Origin of the sequence: Blastopirellula marina, from assembly GCF_002967715.1 — a bacterium.
Lineage (GTDB): Bacteria > Planctomycetota > Planctomycetia > Pirellulales > Pirellulaceae > Bremerella > Bremerella marina_B.
Map to the genome: position 1 here is coordinate 144,683 of NZ_PUIA01000074.1, position 23,809 is coordinate 168,491.

Here is a 23,809-nt window from a genome sequence, read left to right on the forward strand (position 1 = left end):
GCAGACTACATACAAGGTGATGGGTGAAAAAACACTCACATCTCATCGTTTTTCAGGCACGATGCCTTGTAAATCAGAATTTTTCCGACCTTCGGCGAGGCAGGGGGGAAGCATAATGGGAAGCGGTTATCCATTTTCGACAGCACGGAAATCCAACTCTTCAAGTTCATGAACAAGAGCACTACACCACCCTCTACCCCCAATAGCGGGGAGATCGCCCGAGGCATTCGAGGGTCCTCGCTCCTGTTTGCTGGGCGGTGTCTGTCGTTGGGAATGAACTTCGCCATCCAGCTCGCTGCGGTCCGATACTTCTCCAAAGACGAGTTCGGTGTCTATTCGGTGGCGTTGTCTGCTGTCGCGGTTGCTGCTGTCTTTGCCGCGTTTGGGATGGACAAGACCGCTTTGCGTGTACTTCCCCGTTATCAAAGTACGGGAGATCTGAGGAAGTTCTCGGCGGCGGCGCAGCTCATGGCGCTGTCGACCTTTCTGTGCTCGTTGTTGGCGATCGTGGTCGTCTACATGACTTGGGGTTTCGAGCACATCTACTCGAGCCCGTCTCGTTCGATGGATGTGATGTTGGTCATGATCTGGATGACCCCCTGCATTGTCCTGGATTGTTTCGTCACTTCGCTGTTCTCAGTCTTTGGCAAGCCACGAGCAATATTTGTCCGGCAGCACATCCTTGGGCCGCTATTGCGGTTGCTGGCCGTCATTGTCGTCGTATTGGCAGGCGGAGGGATCTTTGCCTTCGCTGCTGGTCAAGTGATTGCGTCGCTGATCGGTGTTCTGATATACGTGACTTTAGTTCGCTCGTTGATTCGCGAACGGGATGACTTTGTTTGCGTCACCTGGCACGATATGAAGTCGACGGCCCGTGAAGTGTTTAGCTACAGCCTGACGTTGATCTTCGGTGACGTCGGGTTTCTGATGCGTGGTGCGATGGTCGTGCTGATCATCGGTATATTCCACTCGCCAAGTGAAGTCGCCGGTTTTCAGGCCGTCTTTCCTGCCGCAAGATTGAACGACATTGTCATCGCGACATTTTCGATGCTTTTCATGCCCAGTGCCGGCCGCTTATTTTCGGAAGGGGCAATTGATTCACTGAATCACCTGTTCCGCAAAACGACCATCTGGACCACGGTATTGTCCTTCCCGCTCTTTCTGGCGTGCTTTCTCATGCCTGAGCAGTTGTGCGTATTGCTGTTTGGTGCCCAGTATGCCGACTCCGCCTCCACGCTGGCGATTCTATCGTTGGGCTTTTTTATCAACACGATCGTCGGGATGAACCTGCGATTGATCCGTGTTGTGAGTGGCCTGCGAATGTTGATTCTGGTCGACGTCATCAGCCTGGCCGGAGCCATCGGTACGAACTTTTTGCTAGTCCCCACATTCGGAGCCGTTGGTGGAGCGTGGGCGATTTTGATTGGGTTTGGTATTCAAGGCATCGCTTGTATGGCCGCGGTCGCCATGACTGTGGACGTGAACCCTGTGGCTTGGCGACTGATTCGGGCCTACTCACTGGCCGGGATCCTGACGTGGGGACTTTGGGGCGCAGCAGGCAGCGCTCTGGTGGCTCCCGTTTGGATGCCGGTGCTGCTTGCGGCGACATCCTTACTGCTTGCCTGGTTATGCCGTGAAGACTTGGAAGTCGCGAACGTTTTTCCCGAGGTAGCTCGGGTTCCTTATTTGGGCCGTCTGCTTACCACAGAACAATCCGGTTAAGAGAAGTTTCGTATGGCGATTGCAGAAGAATCACCGCAAACCGATACCGCCTGTGAAAACGCACAAGTCACCCATGCGCCGGTTGCCTACATTATGTCGCGGTTCCCGAAGCTGACGGAAACCTTCGTGCTGTACGAGATCTTAGCGGCCCAGCGGGTAGGCGTTCCAGTCGAGGTCTATCCTCTGCGACGCGAGAAGTGCACCACAATGCACAAAGAGGCCGAGCCGATCGTGGCCAAAGCCCACTTTTCGCCGTGGCTATCGGTTGCCATCGTTCTGGCCAACTTGCAATTCCTGCTGCAGATGCCAGGCACCTACTTGGCAACCTGGTTTACGCTGGTGCGAGCAAACCTGGGTAGCGTCCGCTATCTTGCCGGTGCCGTGCTCTACTTTCCCAAGTCGGTGTGGATGTCCAAAGACATGCAGCGGCGCGGCGTCACGCATATCCACGCCCATTTTTGCAGCCACCCGGCAGCGACGGCTTATATCATTCACCGACTAACAGGCATTCCGTACAGCTTCACCGCGCATGGTACGGACCTTCACTGCGATCGTCACATGCTGCTAGAGAAAGTCGCTGACGCGTCGTCCGTGATTGGCATCTCTGACTACAACCGAAATCTGATCTTGGAAGAGTGTGGCCAGCAGTTCGCATCGAAGGTGCATGTGATTCATTGCGGTGTAGATACAGCCAAGTTCACCCCTCGAACTTCGTCAACGAGCTTTGATGAGGGAACAGGCCCAATGGTTCTGCTTTGTATCGGAACACTTCACGAGGTCAAAGGACAAACTTACCTGATTCAGGCCTGTGCCAAACTTCGTGAGCAAGCGTTCGATGTGCAGTGCCAGTTCATCGGAGGTGGTGCCGACATGGAGATGCTGCAGACGCAATGCAAAGATCTTGGCATTGAAGAGCACGTCATCTTCTGGGGTCCGCGGACGCGAGACCAGATTGTCGATCACCTGGCCGCAGCGGATGCCCTCGTCACACCGAGCGTGCTTACCAAGAATGGCCAGCGCGAAGGCATTCCGGTCGTTCTTATGGAAGGCATGGCCAGTGGCGTGCCGTGCATTGGCAGCAATCTTTCAGGGATTCCTGAACTGCTCGGTGGTCAGTGCGGCCTGCTGCCGAACCCCCGTGACGTCGATTCGATCGTCGACAGCATCAAGACCCTTTATCAAGATGCAGGCCTACGCCGCCAGTTCGCCGAAAACGGTCGGGCCCGTGTCGAGCAGGAATTTAACCTAATTACGAACGCCGAGAAGCTGATCTCGGAGTTTCATTTGAGTTCGATCGCTACGTCGTAAGCTTCTACCGTATTTGCTCTCGCAGCGAGGTGCCGTATCCCTTAAGCTGCGAGAAGGAGCTGGCATTACGACGTTTAGGGCCAGCCTGGATGACTTGGCTCTGCGAACGAGATCGGCACCATGTATACGGAAACCCAAGGTAGCCGCAAGGCGATCGGTGATGTCGATATTGTCTATCACGACGGACTGTATCACCTGTTTCATCTGGTGCTGCCAAACCATGATTTTATCGCACACGCGGTCAGCACCAACGGCATCGACTGGCGGCGCGTGAACAATGCGCTGTTCATTGGCGATCCCGGCTCGTGGGATGACCTTATGCTGTGGACGATGGCCGTTTCCCCCGACCCCCATCAGCCGGGACGGTGGCGGATGTTCTACACGGGTCTGTCACGTCGCGAGCAAGGCAACATCCAACGCCTCGGGCTGGCAGTCAGCGATGACCTGTTCCACTGGCAAAAACGACCGGTGAATTGGGAGGATCATCGAGGGCAGAACGATCCCCCCAAGGTTCTTCAGGCTCGCGAAATTGCTCGGCAGCAGTCCAATAGTTGCCGTCACGCGATGATCGATCCTGATAGCCATCTTCCGCTGGAGGCTTCTTCCGAGTTCTACGAGTCACGTCTGGACGAGGGACGCAGCTGGATTAGCTTTCGCGACCCGTATTACTACCACGAAGGGGATCGTGGTTGGTTGATCATGGCGGCCCGCATGAAAGAAGGCCCCATCGTCCGCCGCGGATGCGTCGGAGTGATGGAAGAAGTTGCCCCAGAAAAGTTCGAGGCCAGGCCGTCGCTCCATCACCCAGGCCTCTACGACGATATCGAAGTTCCTAACTTGCTGAAGCTCGACGACGAGTATTACCTGATTGGCAGCATTCGCGAAGACGCCAAGATTCGCTACTGGCATACCGACAAGATTGGTAACCCCTGGCGAAGTTATTACGACAATGTCCTTCTCGCCCAAGGAAACTACGCAGGTCGCGTTTGTCGCGACGATAAAGGCTGGCTCCTGTGGAATTTCTTTTCCCTGGGTGGTGCGGATCGAACAGCTCGCAACCTGATGCCTCCGCCAAAGCGTCTGAAGCTGACTGAGAACGGAATGTTGCGGACAACAACCTTCGAGGGGCTGAACGAGTTCATCGGCGAACGCGTCGATACCCGCTGTATTCACCAGCTTCAGCAAGGTATCGGCAAACAGTTTTGCTCGATCGATGGCAATAACCTCGACCTGGGGTGCGAAGCAGGCTTCCAGGCATATGTGTTCGATGGTTCGATCGAATCGGCGAAGTTCACGGCCAAGATCGACCTGTATGGCCTTGGCAAGTGTGGAGTTATTTTCCGAGTCGATCCCGAAACGCAGGATGGGTATTACTTGTCGCTGGACCTACTCAAGGGAATGGCCCAACTACGAGCCTGGCACACCGGTGCCCCCGGAAGTGGCGAGCATATGATGCAGTTCCAGGCCCTGCAAAGTGGCAATTGGAGGAGCGAAACACCAGGCGAGGCGGAAATCTGCTTGATCGCGTTTGGCCACTACATCGAGTTCTCGGTGAATGGCCGAATCATCCTAACTCTTGCTGATCCAACGTTTTCGGCGGGGTTGTTCGGCGTCTACTTAGAGTCCGCCAGGATGCGGCTCAACGATGTCGACCTGCGAATCATGCACAGTCCTGAACAGGCAGCCAATCATTTGGTCACCGGTTAGCCAGCAGCGCACCTCTTCAGGCGGGGCAGGTTGGGCGTGAATCGCTTGCTGTCACATGGCTGCTAGCCCGCACGTAAGTCTTAATTTGGTCTTGCCTTGGATCAAGTTAGCGGGCTAACATCTCAACCGATGAAATCCCACCTTCCAACCTGCGGGCTCTCGGTAGGGTTGCTGCTATCGATGCTGCAGCTTTGTATTGTCGGCTGCGCGGGGAAAGAATCGGCCGTGACGTTGCCGACCCAAGCTCCTCCCCCATTTTCCGAAAGTGGTAAAGCTCCGCTACGAGATTTCTGGTGGACCACCTTCGACGACCAGGAACTCAACCAACAAGTCGATCTCGCAATACGCGGGAATTTTGACTTGGAAGGGTCAATGCAGCGAATCCTTCAGGCTCAAGCGGTTGCTCGGCGGGAAGCTTCCGATCTACTACCCGATGTGAACGGGGTTGCCTCCACCGACAGCACCGTACGCACCGACGCGCCGAACACGGCCCGCTGGATCCTGGGGCTCGATGCTTCGTACCAGGTCGACTTGTGGGGCGAAATCGGCTCGCGAGTCGATGCCCAATGGCTGCGTGCCTCGGCAACCGAAGCGGACCTGAATGTCGTGGCGCTGACTCTTTCTGCCGATGTTGCCCGCACTTGGTTCGCGTTGATCGAAGCGAATGCTCAGATCAAGCTGCTGGATGAACAGATTCAAACGAACCTGACCGGACTCAAACTGCAAGAGGCTCGCTTCGGACTTGGGCAAATCCGCAGTGCCGACGTCTTGCGACAACGCCAGCTCGTGGAATCGACGCGCGAACAGCGTGTGGTTGTTCTATCTCGGATAGAAGTGCTGGAGCATCTCTTGGCGGTACTGCAAGGCCAGCCGCCGCAAGAGGCAAGCTATTCGCCCGGATCGAAACTGCCAGAGCTACCCCCTTTGCCAGAAGCAGGCCTGCCGACCGAACTGTTAAATCGCCGCCCCGATATTCGTCGCGACTTCCTCGCGTTGTGGGCCGCCGATCGTGATTTGGCATCGGCTGTCAGTGCCCAGTATCCTCGCCTAAACCTGGCCGCGTCCTTCACCACGGTCGCCGAAAGCCCAGAGAATCTCTTTCGCGAGTGGGTCTTCTCCGTAGCGGGGCAATTGATCGGTCCGCTGATCGATGGGGGGCAGCGCCGGGCCGAAGTCGATCGCAATGTGGCGACAGTTCGTTTGCGATTCACCGAGTTCTCTCAGACGGTCCTGATTGCTTATCAGGAGGTCGAGAATGCGCTGACCCGCGAACGGTATCAGTTGCAGAGGATCGAGAAACTGGAAACACAGGCCAAGCTCGCGCATCAGGCTTCGCTTCAGCTGCGCGAACAATACTTGATTGGCGAAACGGAGTACCTGGACGTGTTGAGCTCGATGCAGCAGGAACAAAGCTTGCAGCGAACCGTTCTGTCCGCAAGACTAGAATTGATACTTAACCGCATCGCCCTATACCTGGCCCTGGCAGGTGATTTCGACCCACGAGAAACTTACCCCTTGGCAAGTATCCCTTTGGAATACATTGACGGCGTTCCCATCGAACTCATTGAAGGGGCTCCACCGGTAATTGTAGAGGAGCTACCCATGGAGAACGGCATCGATGAATGACGCTCCGCCGAAAACCCCTTCCACCATCGTGAAAGTCCTGCAGTTCCTGGGCACAGCCATGGTCTGCCTGACAATCCTTGGGGTATCCGTAGCGGCGATCATTGTGATCAATCAGACCGAGCCCAAGGCGCAGCAGATCGAAGCGACACGCAAGTCGGCGGCGATCGTGGAAACGGTAACGGTCGAGAAGGGAACCTATTCACCGACGCTTGTCGTCCTGGGGACGGTTCAGGCAGCCCAAGAGATCACTTTAAGCCCGCGGGTAAGCGGTCAGGTAACTTCGATTTCCCCGAAATTCGTTCCCGGCGGCATGGTCAAGAAGGATGACTTTCTACTACAGATTGACCCTGCCGATTTCGAGAACACCATCTCCGTTCGCGAGAGCGAACTGCAACAGGCCATGGCTTCGCTAGAGATCGAACGGGGACGACAATCGCTGGCCAAGAAGGAACTAGCCCTGTTAGAGGGAACCATCGACGAGGCGAATCGGGCGCTCGTTTTGCGAGAACCACAGGTCGAATCGATTCAAGCCGAAGTCAACGCCGCCCAAGCGGCCATCGAACGTGCCCGGCTCGACCTGACACGCACCAGCATCGCGGCTCCCTTCGATTCTCAGATCCTCAATCGCAGGGTCAACGTCGGTTCCCAGGTTTCACCAGGTGCCGACCTGGCTCGGCTGGTTGGGATTGATGAATACTGGATCATGGCATCGGTGCCGGTCCGCAGTTTGAAATGGATTCAATTTCCGGAACAGGACGGGCGTAGCTCACTGGTAACGCTACGTGATCCTGATACGTGGCCCAGCGGTGTCGAACGGTATGCTTCTGTTTCACGAATGATTGGTAGCCTGGATCAGCAGACACGGCTCGCACGGGTGCTGATTGTGGTTGCCGATCCGTTGGCGCTCAAGTCGGACGTTCCGCCACTCATTCTGGATACCTTGATTGAAACGCACATAGAAGGCCGCCCGATTGAAGATGTTGTGCGTCTGAAACGCGAGTACGTTCATAATCGAGATACGGTCTGGGTGATGAAGGATAACAAGCTTGAGATTCGCGAGGCTTCGGTCGTCTTTCGAGATGCTACCTATGCGTATATCGATGAGGGACTTGAATCGGGGGACGAGGTGGTAATAACCACGCTGGCCACCGTCGCGACCGGCATCGGCCTTAAGAAGATCGACTCGTCGACGGCACCTCAGAGTGAGGAGGCCCGCGATTGAGCGAACCTAAAGACCAAGAAACCCCCAAAGACGGTGCCATCGGTTGGATGGCACGTAATTCGATCGCTGCGAACTTGCTGATGATCATCCTGTTGGTCGGTGGCATCTGGACCGCCATGGTGATGCAGAAGGAGGTCTTCCCGCAGTTTCAACTTGATGTCGTCGAGATCTATGTCGGTTATCCAGGTGCGGCACCAGAAGAAGTCGAGCAAGGCATCTTGCGCCCCATCGAAGAAGCCGTGCGCGGCGTCGAGGGGATTCAAGAGATCACCAGCCAGGCCCGTGAAGGGCGCGGCGAAGTGTTGATCGAGCTGGTGTCCGGCGAGAACCGGATGAAGGCCTTCCAGGATATCGACCAAGCCGTCAGTCGTATTCAGACTTTTCCCGATCAAATCGATCAGCCAGAAGTCCGCCTGCAATCGCGGCAACGAGAAGTCATGCAAGTAGGGCTCTATGGTCCGGTCGACATATGGACCCTGCGACAACTGGCCGAGCAGCTGCGCGACCAGCTTCAGTCCCATCCCGACATCACCCAGGTCGAACTGCGGCGTGTGCCTGAGTACGTCACGCATATCGAGATCCCTCGCGAGCGTCTGCGTGAATACGGCCTGACGCTGTCGGACGTGGCCAATACGATTCGCGTTTCCAGTTCCGACATAGCCGCTGGCTCGGTCGCGACCAGCGCTGGCGAGATCTTGCTGCGGGTAAAGGCACGCAAGCAGTGGGCCGACGAATTCGCCAACATCGAGATCGTCTCCAACCGGGGCGGATCCGTCGTGCGTCTGGAAGACATCGCGACCATTCGCGACGGGTTTGATGAAGTCGGTTTTCATTCGCAGTTCAGCCAGACTCCTTCGGTCGAGCTCGATATCTTCCGCGTCGGGGCGCAGTCGCCGATTGATATCGCGAATGCGGTGCAAGATTCGATGAAAGAGTTTGAAAGTGTCTTGCCTCCTGGCGTTCAGTGGCGAATCGACCGCAACAACGCCGAGGAATTCCGCCGACGCTTGCACCTGGTGATGGAGAACGCCGTCATCGCCGTGGTTATCGTGCTGGTGATTCTCGCTCTGTTCCTGGAAGTGCGACTCGCCTTTTGGGTGATGATGGGAATGGTGGTGTCGTTTATCGGCGGGATCCTGTTCCTACCGGTGGTCGACGTCAGCATCAACATGATTTCCCTGTTCGGCTTTTTGGTGGTGCTGGGAATCGTGGTTGATGATGCCGTGGTGGTGGGCGAAAACGTCTACGAGAAGCGGCAGGAAGGTTGCGGCTATTTAACTGCTGCAATCGAAGGAACGCGCGAAGTGTCAGGGCCAGTAGTCTTCAGCATTTTGACCAACATCGTGGCGTTCGTTCCGCTGATGTTCATCCCCGGGGAAACCGGTAAGTTCTGGGCTCCGCTTCCCGTTGTGGTGATCATTGTCCTATCTCTTTCGCTGTTGGAATCGCTGTTTATTCTGCCGGCTCACCTGGCTCATACGCGAGCCGCAGGCCGAAAGAAGGGGGGACTGGGTGCTTGGCTGCACGGATGCCAACAGGCATTCTTGCGTGGCTTTCAGCGATTCGTCGAGATGATCTATGGTCCGATCCTGAGCCTGTGTCTTCACCACCGCTACGTCACAGCGACTGCCGCATTGGGGCTGTTCCTGGTGATTGGCGGCTATGCGACCAGTGCCCACATGGGCATGATCCTGATGCCGGAGGTCTCAGCGGACGAGATCGAAGCAGGCATTCGCATGCCAGTTGGTACTACCCAGGACCAGGCAGCTGAAATCGCGGAGATTGTCACGGCGGCCAGTATCCGCATGTTTGAAGAACATAACCTGCACGAGGTCGCGGAAGGGATCAAGACGAACGTGCGAGGGCAGAACTTCATCGACGTGGAAATCGTTTTGAAGCCACCGGACGAGCGTGACATGACCGCCAACGAAGTGATCGCGTTGTGGCGAGATGCCATCGGCGACTTGCCAGGGGTATCGCAGGTTACCTTTGAAGCAGAAAGCGGCCCCGGTGGTCACCGCCAAGATGTAAGCGTCGACCTGAGCCATAGCGACGTGGAAGTCTTGGGCAAAGCGGCCGAAGACTTCGTAGAGCGGGTTAAGAAGTTCGCCAATACGCGCGACGTCAGTGACAACTACAACAAGGGGAAGTCGCAGTTCGACTTCAAGCTTCGGCCGGAAGGGCGAGCTCTGGGGCTTACCGATGAAGAACTCGGCGATCAACTGCGAGGAGCCTTTTACGGTTCGCTGGCGCTACGGCTGCTTCGTGGCACGAACGAGATCGAAGTCCGCGTGAAACTTCCTGAAGATCAGCGCGAGGATGTCCATCACCTGGAAGACCTCGTCATTCGGACCCCTGGCGGTACCGAAGTACCACTGTTGGATGTGGCCGATGTCGAGCGTAACCAGGCGTTCACGTCGATCAATCGACGTGACGGTCGGCGGGTGATCAACGTTTCGATGGATGTTGAGCCAAAACGGGCTATTACCCAGGTAATCACTGCGCTGAGGACCGAGGAGCTTCCCCAACTGCGCGAAGATTACCCTGGTATTACCTGGTCGTTCGAAGGAAGCGATGCCGAAATGCGGCGGGCGACGGCCTCGCTGTGGGGATCGTTTTTACTGGCACTCGGGGTGATCTACGCCTTGCTGGCGATCGCATTCCGCGGCTATGTTCAGCCGCTGATCGTCTTGGTAGCGATTCCCTTTGGGATAGTCGGAGCAATTATCGGGCACATCATTCTGGGCTACGACATCTCGCTGGTGAGCCTGATGGGGGTGATTGCATTGTCTGGGGTGGTGATCAATGACTCGCTAATTATGATCGACTACGCAAATCGATACCGGGGGGATAGCTCGGCTTTTAATGCCATCTCGCAAGCAGGACTGCGTCGCTTTCGGCCGATCATGCTGACAACGGCGACGACGTTTGGCGGCCTCATTCCGCTGATCTTCGAGACCTCCCTGCAAGCCCAGTACATCATTCCAATGGCTATTTCACTGGGCTTCGGGATCCTCTTCTCGACGGGTATTATTCTGGTACTGGTGCCGTGTCTGTACATGATTCTGGAAGACATTACCAATTGCTTTGCGGCCAAGAAGACCTCAGCATGAATTCGGCTAAATTGCCGCGAACCAGGTTGCCAGTGAAGTTCTCTGGGCAAGTATGATCACCATCCGCGATTCCCAGCCCTCTGATTCGACCGAACTTCAAGCACTGTACGAACGGTTCGTCTGTGGTGCGGACTGGCTTCCGGTGTCTTCAGGGCAAGATGCAGATTTTGCAATTACAACCGAGGGAGAACGCGTCTTCGTGGCGGTTTCTGAGACGGGGCAGTTGATCGGAGCGGTGACCGTCTGGGAGCCTGAATCTTTTATTCACTGCTTGTTCGTCGACTGTAGGTACCAAGGGCAGGGGGTAGGCACTCTACTGCTCGATTCACTAGTCCAGTGGCTTCCATTTCCCTGGAAACTGAAGTGTCTGACGGTCAACCGACGTGCTCTCGATTTCTATCGCCGGCGTGGCTGGCACAAGCTGGAAACGGGGCTCGACCAACAGGGAACGTACCTTCTTCTTGGGCGCGAAGCGAACGTTATTGGACATGGTTAACCAAGTGTCCAACGAAGCGGGAACTTGGTGTCAGGAAGTATGCCGAATTCTGAGCTTGGTCGGAACGAGGATCTCGGACGGCTTTTTCTCTTCTTCCGATTGAATCACACTCACGGCGGCTTTGAGTAGGGCTGACAAATCGTGGGCAACGGTTGTCAGTGGTGGGTCTAAAAGCGACGAGAACTGAAGGTCGTGCCAGCCAATAACGGCGACCTTGCCAGGAACGGCCATCTCTAGCCGACGTAGCGATCGGCAGACAGCGACCGCGTTAAAGTCGGTATCGCACATAATCGCGTCGGCACCGACCACTTCGACCAGGTGACGGCAAATCTCGTCGAATCGCGGGTAAGTTGTTGGGTCATTCACCAACCACCCCTTGGTATCGACGACGATCTGCTCTTCGGAAAGCTCCATGCCGTGTTCGGCCAAAGCCTCGCGATAAGCGTCAATTCGGTCGAGGATCGACAGCGATTCCCGCTGCTCGGTCAACAGGGCAATCTTCTTTCGGCCTGTGCCTACCAGGTGATCAATCGTTTCCTTAGCCCCGGTGCGGACATCGCTAATGACGCGGCAAGTCCCCTCGCTCCCGAGGTTTTCCAACACGGTGACCACGTTTTGCCGAGATTCAAATAGCTTCCCGACTTCGTCCCATTGCTCCTCGTTTTCGTAGGCCAGATACATCACACCGTCGACCCAGCCGGCGTCGAGATCTTGCACAACCCGCTTCAGGCCATCGAGATCGGGGAACGATCCTACCGAAAGAAGACGCAGCCCATGCTCTTCAGCTTCGCGCTGCAGTTCGGCGGTGACCTTCTGTGTAAGAAAGTTACGCGTTTCACGAACGACTAGCGCCACGACATTGCTCTTTTTTCCCGCTAACTGCTGGGCAGCGATGTTCGGACGATAACCTAGATCGGCGGCTGCTTTACGGATGGTTTCCGCCGTCTCCTCCGAGACACGAATTCGCCCGTTGCCGGTACCCATCAGCACAGCGGAAGCGGCCATGCGTGAAACGCCTGCTACCTCGGCAACATCCTTCATGCGAACCGCAGTTCGTCCGGTCTTCTTTGCCATCGTCTTTACGCTTGTTATATTACTTCAAATGGGTGGAAAGCGTGCCTGAGATACTATCCCGCGATATGCTCTAGTTTTTATCGTATTTCCACCCTTCCAGCAAGGAAAAAGTACAAAATCCAAAAGTTCGCACTTTCCGCACAGTAGGAGTAGATGTCGGCTTTGGATTGATCGCCTTAACTCGCCGCTGGTTTCGGGTTCCCAACGAACAAGTAATCTGGCGAGTCACCCGACGTTGACTCCTGATGCTTCTTGGTAGAATTGCGTTACAGTTTACGACGTTATGCCAAAGTGAGTGGTGTTTGCGGCAGTGTTTCGAGCGATTTCGTTAGAAAGCTTTCCGACGATCGAGAGACGTCGCACAAAATATAACCACACTACATTTCATTTTGAGCAAAATTGGCCCAACCGGCAGAATTGAAATAGACGATTAGGTTGGCACGTTGTACGCTAATGCGTTTTTATTGCGGCAGAAATCCTAATAGATGGATTTCGCTTTCTCGAATACTTATTAGGTCCCACCTTTCATCACATAGCGGTTAGGCTCCCCGGCAAAGGATGCGGGGTACCCCAAGATGAACCCCTTCATGGCAACTTCTGGCAGGACCTCTTCAACTCCCACCGAGCGAGCTTTTGTGTGGCCCGAACCCGGCAGGAACAGGCAAGGTTCGATTTCACCAATTCCAGCGGTTCGGAAGAAATAAAAATCTTGGCAATGTCAGGGTATGCAGTCCCTAAGCTACCTGTGCTCCATGGAAGAATCGCGTAAAACTAGAAGTTCAAGAGGCATCGCGAAAAAATGATTTCCGAAAGTTCACCCAGGCAGGCCACTGCTGAGTCGGCAGAAGACATCGACTTAGCATGTTACAACGCCAGCTATGTCGAGCAATTGCTGCTAAAGTACTTGGACGACCCCAGTGGTGTGCCCGAGAACTGGCGAGATTTCTTTGACAAGCAAGCCACAGAAAACGGCATTTCTGCCTCGGAGTTGGGATCGCGTGCTCCTTCGTTCCAACCTCGGAGCATCTTCCGTGAATCTGGCGGCGATTCGGGCGTGTCGGTCACCAGCGTGGCTGGGAACGTGAAGCTGCAGAAAGTGCAGTACAGCGCCGACCAGCTGGTCCAAGGCTATCGGTCGCGTGGGCACTACAACGCCCAGCTCGACCCGCTGAAGCTTAACAAGCAAATTCGGACGCCTCTGTCTCTCGAATCGTTTGGCCTCTCGAAGTCGGATCTCGATGAACGGGTTTACTATACCTGCGGCGAGCAGATCGAACAGATTCCGCTAAGAGAACTCGTACAGCGACTCGATGGCCTCTACTGCAAACATATCGGCTATCAGTTCACGCACATCGACGAACAAAACGTCCAACAGTGGCTGATTGATCGCATCGAGCGTCAATCGCACATCAAAGAGCTTCCCAACACCGTCCAGAAGCAGATCCTGCAACGTCTGACCGAAGCCACTGTTTTTGAAGAATTCGTGCGTAAAAAGTATGTCGGGGCCAAGACGTTCTCGCTGTTTGGCTCGGAAATGCTGATTCCGATGCTCGACCTACTGGTCGAACGTGCGGCATCCAATAACGTTCGCGAAGTCGTTTTGGGGATGCCCCATCGTGGCCGTCTGAACGTACTCACGAATATTATCGGCCAGGCACCACGAGAGCTATTCGCCCAGTTCAACGATGTTGACTTCCACCAGTTCATCGGTGGTGGTGACGTGAAGTATCACTTGGGCAATAGTGTCGACAAGGTGACCTCGTCCGGTCACGAAGTCCACTTGTCCCTATCGTTCAATCCGAGCCACCTGGAATTCATCAACACGGTGGTGCTTGGGCGTCTGCGAGCAAAGCAGGATCGTACCGGCGACATCCAACGTCGCAAGGGAATGGCTGTCCTGATTCACGGCGACGCGGCCTTCATCGGCGAAGGAATCGTCCAGGAAACGTTGAACCTGAGCCAGTTGGAAGGCTATAAGGTTGGTGGAACGGTCCACGTGATCGTCAACAACCAGATTGGCTTCACAACCTCTGTCGATCAATCGCGTAGCACACGGTACTGTACCGATATCGCCCGCATGCTGCAGATTCCGATTTTCCACGTCAACGGCGACGATCCGGAAGCCGTGGCTGATGTAGTTTCGATGGCGATGGACTTCCGCGAAAAGTTCCAGCGAGACGTAATCATCGACCTGGTGTGCTATCGTCGACTGGGGCACAACGAAGCGGACGAACCGAGCTTCACCCAGCCCATGATGTACAAAGCGATCGACAAACAAATGCCGATTCGCGACAGCTACCTGGAGCGTCTGATTGAGCAGAAGCGGATTTCGACCGATGAAGCCAATAAGATGTCGGACGAATACCAGGAATTCCTCAAAGGCGAGTACGACATCGCCCAGGAGATGAAGGAACGCGCTCTGCGTCGTCCGGAAGGTGTTTGGGAAGAATTCGATGGTGGCTTAGAGCCAACGGCCGAAGATCCGGAGCACGATCCAGCGGACGAATGCCCCGAAACACGCATCCCGGTCGATCGCTCGGCCGAGATTCTGCGGATGTTGGCAACCGTGCCTGAAGATTTCCACCGCAACCGCAAGCTGAGCCGAATTGCCGACCAGCGCAAAGAGATGGCCGACGGCGAGCGAATGCTCGACTGGGCAGCCGCGGAAGCGTTGGCGTTTGCCACTCTTTCGATGGAAGGGCATCGCATTCGTCTTTCCGGCCAAGACTGCCAGCGTGGTACGTTCAACCAACGTCACTCGGTGCTGCACGATATTATCGACGGCCACGAGCACAGCATTTTCTCGAATCTCTCGCCTAAGCAAGCGCCGGTCGAGATCGTCAACAGTCCGCTTAGCGAAGCAGGCGTGTTGGGTTTCGACTACGGTTACAGCCTGGACTATCCCAACGCCCTGGTGGCGTGGGAAGCACAGTTCGGCGACTTCAGTAATGCTGCCCAGGTGATTATCGACCAGTTCATGGCCAGTGCCGAAGACAAGTGGCGTCGCTTGAGCGGTCTGGTATTGCTGTTGCCGCATGGCTACGAAGGGCAGGGGCCTGAGCACTCCAGTGCTCGCCTGGAGCGTTTCCTCTGGTTGGCTGCGGAAGACAATATCCAAGTCGCCATTCCTACGACGCCAGCCCAATACTTCCACGTACTTCGCCGTCAGATGAAGCGTTCGTGGAAGAAACCGTTAATTTTGTTTACCCCCAAGAGCCTGTTGCGCCATCCGGCCGCCGTTTCTTCGCTGGAAGAATTGGCCAGCAACAAGTTTGAGCGAATCATCAAAGACAACCGCGAGAACCCTGAAAAGACGACTCGGGTAATCATGTGCAGCGGCAAGGTTTACTACGACCTGGCTCACTATCGTGAAGAGCATCAGCGTCATGATGTAGCGATTATTCGCGTTGAGCAGCCTTACCCGCTCAAGAATCACACCGTTCAGGCTGTCCTCGACCAATACGAAGACGGCGTCCCCTTGTATTGGGTCCAGGAAGAACCCGACAATATGGGCGTGTGGCCTTACTGGAAATTACGATACGGGCATCGTATGTTCGAGCGATTCCCACTCTCCGTAATCGCCCGGGAGACATCTTCCAGCCCGGCAACCGGATCCAAAGCGGCTCATGAATTCGAGCAGCAACAACTTCTCGAACGAGCCTTCAACGATACCTAGAAAGGACAGCTGCGGAAGATGACCATCGAATTGAAAGTGCCTGAATCGGGTGAGTCGATTCAGGAAGTGCAGATCCTCAAGTGGCTGAAAAGCGAAGGGGACAACGTCCAGGAAGACGAAGACGTTGTTGAGTTGGAAACCGACAAGGCTTCCATGGACCTCGCTGCACCGGCCAATTGCACCCTTCAGAAGATTTTGAAGAAGGAAGGCGAGATCGTTTCGGTTGGCGAAGTGATCGCGCTCTTCGAGGAAGGTACCGGCAAACCGGCCGCCAAGTCGGATAAGAAAGCCAAGAAGGCCGAGCAGCCAAAAGAAGAGCCTGCTGCCGCCAAGAAAGATGGCAACGCAAAGTCGGCTTCAGGGAGTGACGACACCCAAGCGACCCCATCAGGTCGTCGTGAACTGCTGAAGCATGGTCTTTCCGCTTCGGACGTCTCGCCGGCTGGCAAGACCGTTCGCCGCGAAGACGTTGAGAAGTACGTTCAGTCGATCTCCAGCCGCCCCAGCGCCGACTCGGGCAATCGCAACGAGAAGGAGATGGAAGAGGTCATTCCGATGAGCCTCATCCGTCGCCGCATTGCTTCGAAGCTGGTGGAAGCCCAGCAGAAGGCTGCTCTGCTCACGACATTCAACCAGGTTGACATGTCGTATGTGATGGACCTGCGAAAGCGACATGGCGAATCGTTCCAGAAGCGCTACGGTGTCAAACTGGGCTTCATGTCGTTCTTCACCAAGGCCTTGATCGATGCGTTGAAGGCCCATCCAGAGCTGAACGCCGAAATTCGCGACGAGACGAATATTGTCTATCGCAACTACTTCCACATTGGTATCGCCGTCGGCTCGGGTAAGGGCCTGGTGGTTCCAGTTCTGAAGTTTGCCGAGCGGATGAGCTTTGCCGAGATCGAACAGGCAATCCAAGAGTTCGCCGGTCGTGCCAAGGCCAACCAGCTGAAGCCGGAAGAGCTTTCCGGTGGTACATTCACCATCAGCAATGGCGGCGTGTACGGCTCGATGCTCTCGACGCCAATCGTTAACCCGCCGCAAAGTGGCGTTCTCGGTATGCATGCGATTGAAGATCGCCCTGTGGCTGTGAACGGCCAGGTCGTGATTCGCCCGATGATGTACCTGGCGCTGACCTACGATCACCGGATTGTCGACGGTCGCGAAGCGGTCACCTTCCTGAAACGCATCAAGGAAGCAATCGAAGAACCATCGCGAATGCTGATCGAAGCCTAATTAGGCGTCGCGTGAGAATAGAAATAGCCGGTGATATTCGCCGGCTATTTTTTTATGCACGTCAAAGGTTACGGCTCGACACTATCCGCACTCTCGCGTGCATGCATCGAAACAGACCGAGCGTTTGTCTGATCGAGTATTTGCTTCGCGTAATCGACTTCGAAAGGATCGCCGCTGGCAACCACCAGGAAAGCACCTTGGCGGACTTCATCCTCGTACCGGGCAACATGGTCTTCGTGTACGCCCCAGCCCAACATCGAACCGAGAAAGCCTCCCACGATCGCTCCGGTAAACCCTGCGGTAATCGGTCCAGCAATCAGCATGAGCCCAAAACCAGGAATGGTGAGCAGAGGAGCGGCCATGAAGAACCCCAAGAGACCACCCACGCCCGCCCCAAACATGGCATCTCGATCGGCCTCATCTCCATATTGGAGAATATTGGTCGATTGAAGATCTTGATGAACGCTGTTTGCCACCAGCGAGACCTGATCGGAAGGAAACTTGCTGTCGTCAAGCTTCTGAACCGCCTCTTGAGCAGCGGTAAACTCATCGAAAATCGCGACAGTGCAGTGTCTGGACATGTTTCATCCTCCTACCGAATTCTAGGCAAATAACGCGAGAGAATCACGTGTTTTTCTTGATTGAAACCATCGCAAAGGTCATTCCTATTACGTGGTTTTCGAGTCATTTCAGCAAGATTGGTACGGCAATTGCGATTTCCACGGACGACTACAACGCATTCTTCAAAATGGAGTTTAGACATATGAGCCCGCTAGTTTGCCTTGAATCGCCGTCCACTGAAGAACAACAACAGACGAAATGTTCGCTTACACAGGCCTGTCGCGACGTACGACGTTCGTGGAGCAGAGAAGAGAGAGCACGGCGAAAACAGGTCGCGGAAATGAAGCAGATCGGTCTGCTGCTGAATACGATCGATATGACGACCTTTCTGAAGGCAGTCGCCGCAAGCTAAGCGGCAAATACCTAGATCGAAAAGCCATCCATTTTGGATGGCTTTTTTTTTGCTCCCACGAAACCCAGGATGGTCGTCTCTGCACCAGCATCGAGCCGTAGGTTCAGGCGAAATTCATCGATGCTTGTTAATGGGAATCGCTCTCGATTGCAGCGAACCTAAGTTTGATAGGCCCCATTGATTCTAAGTGCCTTGCTTCCTGTTCGTGCCGATAGAACACAGTAGTTGTTCCCGCAATATGAGCTGGAAATGTTAAGGCGTATGTTAAGATTCTGCGCGCACCACCTTCAGCGGGTTGTGATGCTTGAGTACACCCCTTAGATTTTGTGTCTGCAGGGCGAATTTGCGGCTGGATTGAGTATCTCTCGCTGAAGATCGAGGGGCTCACGAGAGCCTTCGCCTGAGGTTAGGCCGAGTTTATACGCCGCTCGTGTGAGGGGTTTGTGCAAGGGCTCGGTGAATCTCCTATTACGATCTCGAATAACATCCTGGGTAATCCTTTATTGGGGAAACGACCAAGCATGCAAATCACTCCATCCAACTTGGGTTCGTATGTCGCTTTGGCTGCCATGTTGGTCGCCACGGTCGGCTGCAACGGTGGAAGCAAGCCAACCGCATCTGGTGAAGGTGGCGGTTCCAGCTCTGGTGAACTCGTCAAGTTGCAAGGTTCCGGGGCAAGCTTCCCCGCTCTCTTGTACGCATCCTGGTTTAAGACCTACTCTGATGAACACAAAAACGTTCAGGTCGACTATCAATCGGTCGGTAGCGGAGCTGGCGTAAGTGCCGTGATCGACGGTACGGTTGACTTTGGTGCCAGCGATGCGGCGATGACCGAAGAAGAAATGGCCAAGGTCGAACGCGGCGTACAGTTGCTTCCGATGACTGCGGGTGCGATCGTGATTGCCTACAACCTGGAAGGCGTCAGCGAATTGAAGCTTTCCCGCGAAGCTTACGCCGGTATCTTCCTGAAGGAAATCACCAAGTGGAACGATCCTAAGATCGCCTCCACCAACGAAGGAGTAGAACTGCCTGATGCCGACATCAACGTGATCGTTCGTTCCGATTCCAGCGGTACGACCTTCAACTTCACGCAGCACATGGCAGCTATCAGCGAGAAGTTCAAGAGCGACGTTGGCGTCAATAAGGCTCCGAACTGGCCAGTTGGTACCAAGAGCAAGGGGAACGAAGGGGTTACCACTTCGCTGAAGCAAACCCCAGGCTCGATCGGCTACGTCGAGTTCGGTTTTGCGGATAAGGCGAAACTGTCGATGGCTTCCCTCGAAAACAAGTCGGGCAAGTTCATTAAGCCTTCGATTGAGTCGGCTCAAGCCGCTCTGGCCGCCGTGGAATTCCCGCCTTCGTTGATCGCGTTTTTGCCAGATCCCGAGGGGGACGAGTCGTGGCCAATTGTTACTTACACTTGGATCATCGCCTACAAGACTTACGACGACTCCGCCAAAGTGGAAGCGTTCAAGGATTTGATCAAGTACTGTCTGACAACCGGACAGGAGTCGAGCGAGCCGCTCGGATACATTCCGTTGCCGGAAGCCGTTACCAGCAAGGTTACCGCCGCGCTGGATAACATTTCCGCCAAGTAGTAGAAGACTTGCACCTGGCTTGGTGAGTAGCTCACCAAGCCAGTTTCTTTTCCTAAAAACACTTTGCGGCATCTATGGATCATCCAACAAGGTCGCCGATTTCTCGGCCTCCGACCCCGCTTGAGCGAGGTACGGATCGAGTTTTCCGACTTGCCTGTTCGGCCTTCGCATGGCTGACGATTATCGTCATGGCCTATATCGTCTTACAAATTACCTGGAAGGCGAGCCCAGCGATCCAAGAGTATGGCGCTGGTTTTTTAACGGGTCGTACGTGGGACCCTAACACGTCAGAATTCGGCATTCTTCCCGAAATCTGGGGAACGCTTTACAGCTCGCTGCTCGCCTTGTTCATTGGCTCGTTCTTCGGAATAGCCGTGGCCGTGTTTCTCAGCGAAGGCTACTTAGGTAATTTCGTATTCAATGTTCTGAAGCTTTTCGGCCTCCAATTTCACAAGTTCTGGGGCAAACTACCTAGCTGGTCGGAAAGTACTTTGAAGAATCTCGTGGAGCTTCTCGCCGCGATCCCTAGCGTTGTTTATGGGCTGTGGGGAATCTTCGTGGTGATGCCCTTGCTGCGTGAGCCCTGCAATTGGCTGCACGAAAACATGGGGTGGTTCCCGATCTTTGGTACCCGCTACCAAGGACCCGGCATGCTGACTGCTTCATTCGTCCTAGCGATCATGATTCTGCCGACTATTTCTGCGATCAGCCGCGATGCCCTCGTGGCGGTCCCGCCGAAGCTGCGCGAGGCCTCGTATGGCCTGGGGGCGACCCGCTGGGAAACAATTCTATCGGTCGTGTTACCTACGGCATCCGGCGGCATCTTTGGTGGTATCGTATTGGCGTTTGGACGTGCTCTAGGCGAAACGATGGCCCTGGCGATGCTGGTTGGGAATATGAATACGATTGAAATCTCGATCTTTTCCCCCGCGAATACACTGGCTGCCTTGCTGGCCAATAACTTCTCGGAGGCCGGCAGCGATGAAATGAAGGTCGGCGTCCTGATGTATGCCGGGGTGGTCCTGATGGCCATTACCTTGGTCGTGAATATATTTGGGGCCCTGATCCTGCAGCGGGCAACCGCCGGTCTGAAAGGAATGCGTTAATGGCATCTCCTGGAAAAGACCCTTTACAGGCCAGTGAAATCGACCTTCGCCAGCTGGAACGCTCGCTGAGGAAACCACGAACTATGCTGAGCATGTTTCTCAGCCTGGTCACGACGGTGCTTACCTTTGCGGCCTTAGTGCCGTTATTCTCTGTCGTATTTATGCTCTTCTACCGAGGGGCATCGAAAATAAAGCTATCGAATTTCTATGAATTGCCCCCAACGGCATTTGAAGATGGGGGTGGGTTTGGAAATGCCCTAGTCGGCACATTGATCATGGTCGCCATCGCGGCACTGATTAGCGTACCGTTTGGCATCATGGCTTCGATATTTCTGGCAGAACTCGGATCGGAAAGCAAAACGGCCAGTGTCGTTCGCTTTTGTGCCAAAGTCCTTAGCGGTTTTCCCTCGATTTTGGCCGGTGTGTTCGCCTACGGGGCGGTGGTATTGGTCACCGGGGGATTTTCTGCCTATGCTGGGGGGGTCGCATTATCCATTTTGATGCTTCCCGTCGTCATGCTGACGGCAGAAGAGGCCATTCGGATGGTTCCATCTCGGATGAAGGAAGCTTCTATTGGGATGGGAGCGACACAAACTCAGACAATGTGGTATGTCACATTGCCTACTGCATTGCCGGGAATCATAACGGGGGTTATGCTGGCGGTTGCTAGAGCGGCGGGTGAGACTGCACCTCTTTTGTTTACCGCCCTTTTTAGCAACTATTGGTCCATGTCGACTTGGTCGCCAACGTCGCTTGAACTGAATGAGCCCACTGCTTCGATGGCAGTGCTCATTTACAATTTTTCATCTTCGTTCGTTGACAATCAGAGAGAGATGGCCTGGTCCGCATCATTAGTTTTAGTGCTAGTGGTACTCGTGACGAACCTGATAGGTAAGAGCCTGTCTTCCAGCGGACCGAAACGTTAAACTACCGAAATAGGATCGGTAACCCAATGATCGATAGCCAAGCTGCAAACGACACGGTGATCGACTGCGATGTGAAGGAACTGTACTACGGTAACTTCAAAGCAGTTCGTGATACACGTATCCCGATCAAGCAAGGACAGATAACCGCGTTTATCGGTCCCTCTGGCTGCGGGAAGAGCACCGTCCTGCGATGCTTGAATCGCATGAATGACCTTATCCGAGGCTTCCGCTTCGAAGGTCATGTGCACTTCCGCGGGCAGAATATTTACGGCACGACCATTGATCCGGTCGCCGTCCGTCGCCACATCGGGATGGTGTTTCAACAACCCAACCCGTTCGCGATGAGCATCTACAAGAACATCACCTACGGTCTTCGCATTAATGGATACCGCGGTAACTACGATGAAGTTGTCGAACGGGCACTTCGTGGTGCCGCATTGTGGGACGAAGTCAAAGACAAGCTGAAGCAAAGCGGTTTGTCTCTCTCTGGCGGCCAGCAGCAGCGTCTGTGTATCGCTCGAGCCATTGCTGTCGAACCGGAAGTCCTGCTGATGGACGAACCCTGCTCGGCACTCGATCCGATCGCCACGCGTAAGATCGAAGAGCTCATGAAAGAGCTCAAGCAGAAGTACACGATCGCGATCGTGACCCACAACATGCAACAGGCACAACGCGTTGCCGACCAGACCGCGTTTCTCTATGTCGACACGACGCAAGGGGGCCGTACCGGCTACTTGGTCGAACACGAAGAAACAAAGCAGCTCTTTGAAGATCCTCAGCAGGAATACACGCGGCAATACATCCGCGGTGAGTTCAGCTAACGGAGAACAATTGGCCTGGTAGCGTTTCACTTATGGTAAAACGCTACCTCTGTGTCAGGGGCACACTACGTAATCGTCTCGATCACAAATGCGTTGGCATTGTCGGTCGAACGAATCGGCAGTTCCGAAACTACGATCATACGATCTCCCGGCACAACTAACTCTAATTGCTTGGCAATCGAAGTCGTCGTGGCCAACATCTCAGCCGTGGTGCCTGGTGCTTTCATCTGCCGCGGGACAACACCGTGGTAGACACCCATCTGACGCACGGTCGTCGGCGAATCTGAAAGGCCAAGGACAGGACAATCAATCCAGTTCTTGGTGATCAGGCGAGTCGTCATGCTCGAATGCGAGTAAACAGCAACCGCCGCGATTTCCTGCATCTTGAGAATGTGCCGAATCGAATAGGCTAGTGCGGCCGTATTCGGAGGCTGACCAAAGCCGACCTTGATCGGACGGTCGGTAATCTCCATCAGACTCTCGGTAGCGATGACCGTTTTCGAGAGCACCTCGACTGCCTGCGTTGGAAAGTTGCCGGTTGCCGTCTCTTCACCTAAAAGAATAGCGTCGGCGTGATCGAAGACGACGTTCGCAATATCGAAGACTTCGCTGTTATTGGGTTCTTTGGTTTGCAGCATGTTCGTCAGGATGCCGCGACCAACCAGGCAAGGCTTGGCACCAATTTGGCATTGCCGAGCAACCATTTTCTGCATCACCGGGATCGACCAGGTTTCCAACTCTGAAAGGCCTGTCCCTGTAACGACAACCCCATCGGCCGACTGAATGATGCTGTCGATATCGCGATAGTTGCCCGCATGGTCAAGTCTCGCCATCACGGCGGCTCCGCTACCAGTTTTGGCGAGAATTTTGCGAACTTCTGCGATGCTGTGCGAGCCACGGGGAACAGAAATCAGAACGTAGTCGACCTCGTGACTGGCAATCCAGCTGATAATTTGAGCATCGATGTGAGTCTCGCCCCCGTTCGTTCCTTCCTCCGTCGGAACTTCCACCAGCAGCGCAATCGGCTGCTGGGTCATTCCTTCGACTTCACGAATGGCCTCGTGCCGATCATGCCACACCGATGCATTGTCGTGCCCTAAGTCTAATAGGAACGCATCGGCTCCCGCACGGACAAGCTGCATCAGCTCGCCAGGTCGTGAAGCACTTGGCCCAAGAGTTGCCGCGACCTTTGTACGCTTAAGCAT

17 protein-coding genes are annotated in these 23,809 nt (G+C 54.8%); 14 read left to right on the top strand and 3 right to left on the bottom strand.

Annotation, left to right across the window (positions count from 1 at the left end):
• The first annotated feature begins 168 nt into the window (after positions 1-168).
• The 7 genes from C5Y96_RS23030 to C5Y96_RS23060 all read left to right on the top strand — a co-directional run bounded on the left by C5Y96_RS23030 (position 169) and on the right by C5Y96_RS23060 (position 11,194).
• Entirely contained in the window at positions 169-1,722 is a 1,554-nt protein-coding gene (locus C5Y96_RS23030; protein WP_105358346.1) for an oligosaccharide flippase family protein, read from the top strand.
• Positions 1,723-1,734: 12 nt separating this feature from the next.
• Entirely contained in the window at positions 1,735-3,030 is a 1,296-nt protein-coding gene (locus C5Y96_RS23035) for a glycosyltransferase family 4 protein (protein WP_105358347.1), read from the top strand.
• A 120-nt stretch (positions 3,031-3,150) separates the two neighbouring features.
• Entirely contained in the window at positions 3,151-4,737 is a 1,587-nt protein-coding gene (locus tag C5Y96_RS23040; protein ID WP_105358348.1) for a glycosyl hydrolase, read from the top strand.
• Positions 4,738-4,866: 129 nt separating this feature from the next.
• Positions 4,867-6,363, top strand: a complete 1,497-nt coding sequence (locus tag C5Y96_RS23045) for a TolC family protein (RefSeq protein WP_233199062.1) — start codon at positions 4,867-4,869, stop codon at positions 6,361-6,363.
• Complete coding sequence (locus C5Y96_RS23050; protein WP_105358350.1) at positions 6,356-7,585, top strand: efflux RND transporter periplasmic adaptor subunit; 1,230 nt, start codon at positions 6,356-6,358, stop codon at positions 7,583-7,585. The genes C5Y96_RS23045 and C5Y96_RS23050 overlap by 8 nt, the downstream gene beginning before the upstream one ends.
• Positions 7,586-7,632: 47 nt before the next feature.
• Positions 7,633-10,698 carry an efflux RND transporter permease subunit gene (locus tag C5Y96_RS23055; protein WP_105358615.1) on the top strand — a complete coding sequence of 1,022 codons (3,066 nt, stop codon included), beginning with the start codon at positions 7,633-7,635 and terminating at the stop codon, positions 10,696-10,698.
• Between the two features lie 52 nt (positions 10,699-10,750).
• Positions 10,751-11,194 carry a GNAT family N-acetyltransferase gene (locus C5Y96_RS23060; RefSeq protein ID WP_105358353.1) on the top strand — a complete coding sequence of 148 codons (444 nt, stop codon included), beginning with the start codon at positions 10,751-10,753 and terminating at the stop codon, positions 11,192-11,194.
• Positions 11,195-11,224: 30 nt separating this feature from the next.
• Here C5Y96_RS23060 and C5Y96_RS23065 read toward each other — a convergent pair whose 3' ends face one another.
• On the bottom strand, positions 11,225-12,268 hold the full coding sequence (locus C5Y96_RS23065; protein WP_105358355.1) for a LacI family DNA-binding transcriptional regulator: 1,044 nt from the start codon (positions 12,266-12,268) through the stop codon (positions 11,225-11,227).
• 799 nt (positions 12,269-13,067) lie between these two features.
• Between C5Y96_RS23065 and C5Y96_RS23070 the strand changes: the two genes are divergently transcribed.
• Together C5Y96_RS23070 and odhB are read left to right on the top strand one after the other, a co-directional pair.
• Entirely contained in the window at positions 13,068-15,944 is a 2,877-nt protein-coding gene (locus C5Y96_RS23070) for a 2-oxoglutarate dehydrogenase E1 component (RefSeq protein ID WP_105358357.1), read from the top strand.
• An 18-nt stretch (positions 15,945-15,962) separates the two neighbouring features.
• Positions 15,963-17,180, top strand: a complete 1,218-nt coding sequence (gene odhB / locus C5Y96_RS23075; RefSeq protein WP_105358359.1) for a 2-oxoglutarate dehydrogenase complex dihydrolipoyllysine-residue succinyltransferase — start codon at positions 15,963-15,965, stop codon at positions 17,178-17,180.
• Between the two features lie 68 nt (positions 17,181-17,248).
• Here odhB and C5Y96_RS23080 read toward each other — a convergent pair whose 3' ends face one another.
• Positions 17,249-17,761, bottom strand: a complete 513-nt coding sequence (locus C5Y96_RS23080) for a general stress protein (protein WP_105358361.1) — start codon at positions 17,759-17,761, stop codon at positions 17,249-17,251.
• A gap of 47 nt (positions 17,762-17,808) precedes the next feature.
• Here C5Y96_RS23080 and C5Y96_RS23085 point away from each other — a divergent pair, with 47 nt between their 5' ends.
• The 5 genes from C5Y96_RS23085 (at position 17,809) to pstB (ending at position 22,604) form a co-directional block, all read left to right on the top strand.
• On the top strand, positions 17,809-18,153 hold the full coding sequence (locus C5Y96_RS23085) for a hypothetical protein (RefSeq protein ID WP_105358363.1): 345 nt from the start codon (positions 17,809-17,811) through the stop codon (positions 18,151-18,153).
• Positions 18,154-18,674: 521 nt separating this feature from the next.
• A complete protein-coding gene (gene pstS, locus C5Y96_RS23090) occupies positions 18,675-19,751 on the top strand; it encodes a phosphate ABC transporter substrate-binding protein PstS (RefSeq protein ID WP_199188773.1) in 1,077 nt (358 codons plus the stop codon).
• Positions 19,752-19,939: 188 nt separating this feature from the next.
• Positions 19,940-20,857 carry a phosphate ABC transporter permease subunit PstC gene (pstC, locus tag C5Y96_RS23095; RefSeq protein WP_233199064.1) on the top strand — a complete coding sequence of 306 codons (918 nt, stop codon included), beginning with the start codon at positions 19,940-19,942 and terminating at the stop codon, positions 20,855-20,857.
• Positions 20,857-21,783, top strand: a complete 927-nt coding sequence (gene pstA / locus C5Y96_RS23100; protein ID WP_105358367.1) for a phosphate ABC transporter permease PstA — start codon at positions 20,857-20,859, stop codon at positions 21,781-21,783. Before pstC ends, pstA begins: the two co-directional genes overlap by 1 nt.
• Positions 21,784-21,809: 26 nt before the next feature.
• Positions 21,810-22,604 (top strand): phosphate ABC transporter ATP-binding protein PstB, encoded by a 795-nt coding sequence (pstB, locus tag C5Y96_RS23105; protein WP_105358369.1) that lies wholly within the window; start codon positions 21,810-21,812, stop codon positions 22,602-22,604.
• A 65-nt stretch (positions 22,605-22,669) separates the two neighbouring features.
• Here pstB and C5Y96_RS23110 read toward each other — a convergent pair whose 3' ends face one another.
• On the bottom strand, positions 22,670-23,809 hold the full coding sequence (locus C5Y96_RS23110; protein WP_146115778.1) for a pyruvate kinase: 1,140 nt from the start codon (positions 23,807-23,809) through the stop codon (positions 22,670-22,672).

Coding starts and splice junctions, on each gene's coding strand:
- C5Y96_RS23030 (WP_105358346.1), top strand. CDS start 169: ATGAACAAGAGCACTACACCACCCTCTACCCCCAATAGCGGGGAGATC.
- C5Y96_RS23035 (WP_105358347.1), top strand. CDS start 1,735: ATGGCGATTGCAGAAGAATCACCGCAAACCGATACCGCCTGTGAAAAC.
- C5Y96_RS23040 (WP_105358348.1), top strand. CDS start 3,151: ATGTATACGGAAACCCAAGGTAGCCGCAAGGCGATCGGTGATGTCGAT.
- C5Y96_RS23045 (WP_233199062.1), top strand. CDS start 4,867: ATGAAATCCCACCTTCCAACCTGCGGGCTCTCGGTAGGGTTGCTGCTA.
- C5Y96_RS23050 (WP_105358350.1), top strand. CDS start 6,356: ATGAATGACGCTCCGCCGAAAACCCCTTCCACCATCGTGAAAGTCCTG.
- C5Y96_RS23055 (WP_105358615.1), top strand. CDS start 7,633: ATGGCACGTAATTCGATCGCTGCGAACTTGCTGATGATCATCCTGTTG.
- C5Y96_RS23060 (WP_105358353.1), top strand. CDS start 10,751: ATGATCACCATCCGCGATTCCCAGCCCTCTGATTCGACCGAACTTCAA.
- C5Y96_RS23065 (WP_105358355.1), bottom strand. CDS start 12,268: ATGGCAAAGAAGACCGGACGAACTGCGGTTCGCATGAAGGATGTTGCC.
- C5Y96_RS23070 (WP_105358357.1), top strand. CDS start 13,068: ATGATTTCCGAAAGTTCACCCAGGCAGGCCACTGCTGAGTCGGCAGAA.
- odhB (WP_105358359.1), top strand. CDS start 15,963: ATGACCATCGAATTGAAAGTGCCTGAATCGGGTGAGTCGATTCAGGAA.
- C5Y96_RS23080 (WP_105358361.1), bottom strand. CDS start 17,761: ATGTCCAGACACTGCACTGTCGCGATTTTCGATGAGTTTACCGCTGCT.
- pstS (WP_199188773.1), top strand. CDS start 18,675: ATGCAAATCACTCCATCCAACTTGGGTTCGTATGTCGCTTTGGCTGCC.
- pstC (WP_233199064.1), top strand. CDS start 19,940: ATGGCCTATATCGTCTTACAAATTACCTGGAAGGCGAGCCCAGCGATC.
- pstA (WP_105358367.1), top strand. CDS start 20,857: ATGGCATCTCCTGGAAAAGACCCTTTACAGGCCAGTGAAATCGACCTT.
- pstB (WP_105358369.1), top strand. CDS start 21,810: ATGATCGATAGCCAAGCTGCAAACGACACGGTGATCGACTGCGATGTG.
- C5Y96_RS23110 (WP_146115778.1), bottom strand. CDS start 23,809: ATGCTTAAGCGTACAAAGGTCGCGGCAACTCTTGGGCCAAGTGCTTCA.